Origin of the sequence: Microbacterium sp. HMWF026 (assembly GCF_003061325.1) — a bacterium.
Classification (GTDB): Bacteria; Actinomycetota; Actinomycetes; order Actinomycetales; family Microbacteriaceae; genus Microbacterium; species Microbacterium testaceum_E.
Window position 1 is genome coordinate 1 of the sequence record NZ_QAJB01000323.1, and the last position, 2,317, is coordinate 2,317.

Annotated in this window: 1 protein-coding gene; it reads right to left on the reverse strand. The window is 71.0% G+C overall.

Annotated features, from left to right (window positions below; translation table 11 throughout):
- Positions 1–2,317 (reverse strand): family 43 glycosylhydrolase (locus DBR36_RS17805; protein ID WP_181373582.1); only part of this gene is annotated, 2,317 nt, incomplete at both ends.

The following is a 2,317-nucleotide window of genomic DNA, read 5'->3' on the forward strand; positions in this document are numbered from 1 at the left end:
GTGCTCGCCGTGGCGGTGGCGCTCGTCGCCGCGGGGGCGCCGGTGGTGCCGGGGGTGGGCTGCGCGGAGGCCGTGGGCGTCGCGGTCGGCGGCGGCGTCGCCGTGGGCTGCGGCGTCGCGGTGGGCGTCGCGGTCGGGTCCGGCGTCGCCGTGGGCGTCGCGGTCGGCTGCGGCGTCGCCGTCGGCGACGGCGTGGTGGTCGGCGTCGGCGTGGGCGTCGACCCGCCGGCGATGGTGACCCGCGCGGTGACCGTGCGGAACTGCGGCGCGACCTCCTGGTCCTTCGACAGCGACAGGTCCAGTCGCCCATCGGCGCGCACGTTCACCGACTGGAACCACGTGTTGCGGTCGGGGTCGAACAGTCCGCCGGCCCCGGCCGGGTCGGTGAGGGTGTGCGGGTCGGGGTAGGGACGGGCGTGGTAGGCCAGCACGAGGTTGCCGTCGGCATCCTCGACGAAGGAGTTGTGGCCCGTTCCGGCGATCTTCGTCGTCGCGGTCTTCTCGTCGGCGCCGAGACGACCCTGGTAGGTGTCGTTCGTGTCGAGCACCGGGAAGGCGGTCTGCGTCCAGCTCGCCGGGTCGAGGAGGTTCGCGTCACCCGCGGCGGTGAGCAGCCCCAGGGAGTAGTACTTGTCGACGGTTCCGCCCGAGTACGTCAGGTAGATCCTGCCCGCGTGAGCAGTCATGAAGGGTGCCTCCACGATCGCCTGGTCGGCGCCCTCGTTGGTGTCGGGGGGAGTGGGGGCCTGCTTGCCGCGCTCCCACGGCTGACGCGTCGTGTAGATGGTCGACAGCGGGCCGTCGAGCAGCGGAACGGCGCCGGCGCCGCCCCTCGCCTTGCCGACGAGGATGTTCCCGCCGTTGGGCATGACCCAGTAGCCCTGCGTGCGACCGTTCTCTTCGCGCTCGAGGTAGGACACGTCGAAGTTGGCGCCCTCGAGGACGACCGGCTCGCCCCAGTTCGCCTCGTCGGCGAAGCCGCCGGCGACGATGGATGCCTTGTCTCCCATGTACGGGATCAAGACGGTCGCATCGCACCAGGCGTTGGTCAGCTCGTAGCCGCGGTTCATACCGGCGACGATCCACCACCGCCCGTTGATCTTGTGGAACTCCTGCGCCCAGATGTATCCGCCCCATCCGTAGAAGGTGTTCGGATACTGGGCCTCGCGCCCGATCGTTCCGTTGTCGGGGTCGAGCACGATCTGCTCGGGCGCGTCGGCGAGACCGTCGATGGTGGTCGCGCGCTTGATGCCGATCTTGCGGTTGCTGGTGGATTCGTTGATCGCACCGTCGGACGGCTCGGCGAAGTGCGTACCGGTGAGGTAGTACATGCCGTCGTCTTCGTTGAAGAACACGTGCGGATCGGCCCGTGCGTCCGAGACCTTCCGCTGCGCGTGCTGCTGCACCGCTCCCGAGATGTCGTAGGTCCCGGCGCCCTTGGCTGCGGCGGCCGCGATCTGCGCGGCATCCCAGGTGACGGGCAGCGACTTCGTGCTGCCGTCGTTGTAGTTCAGCTTCACGGTGCCCGGCAGGGCTCCGGTGACGTCGGACGAGGTGGCCCCGGCTCGGGCGTCGACGGCGACGGCATCCACTCCGGTGTTCTGCAGATCGACGTATTCGTTGACGAAGGCGCCGTACTGCGTCGAGGTCAGGGGGACGGCGGTGACGGCCGATGCCCACGCGGGCAGCCCCGATCCGTCGGCGCCGAGCGGGCGCACGTCGGCAACGGTGGGCGAGGTGACCGTGGCCGAACTGTCCAGCGCCGACAGCGTCGCGCTGCGGCCCTCGCCGCTGGCGAGGTCGGTCCACAGCACCTGGTAGCCGCCGCCGGGAGCGGCGACGATGCGGGGAGCCGAGACGATGCCCGAGCCCAGGTCGATCACCTGCTGGTTCTCGAAGGTGCGGTCGTCGTCCGAGCGCCACACGTAGATGCGGCTCGTCGCATCGTTCTGCGAGGCGACGACGCCGAGGTGCCCGTCCGCGTCGCGGAAGATGCTCGGCGACCCCATCTGCGCCCACGGCTTGGCCGCCTGAGCGTCGTCCCACAGCACGGACAGGATCGCCTGGCCGCGGTTGAGGGGCTGCCACGTGTCGGTGCCCGCGGCGCGGGCGGCGACGTAGAGCGCGTCGGCGCGTCGATCGTCGGCGTAGGCGAGGGGGTCGTCCTTGACACCGTTCGTGGTGGTCACCGTCTTGACGTACGTCGCGATCTCGCCGCCGGGGGCGCGCAGGGTCACGTCCCACGTGAGCGGTTCGGTCGAGTCGGCGACGCGCGCCTCGAGGCGCACCGCCACGCCGTCTTCGCCGAGACCGGCGG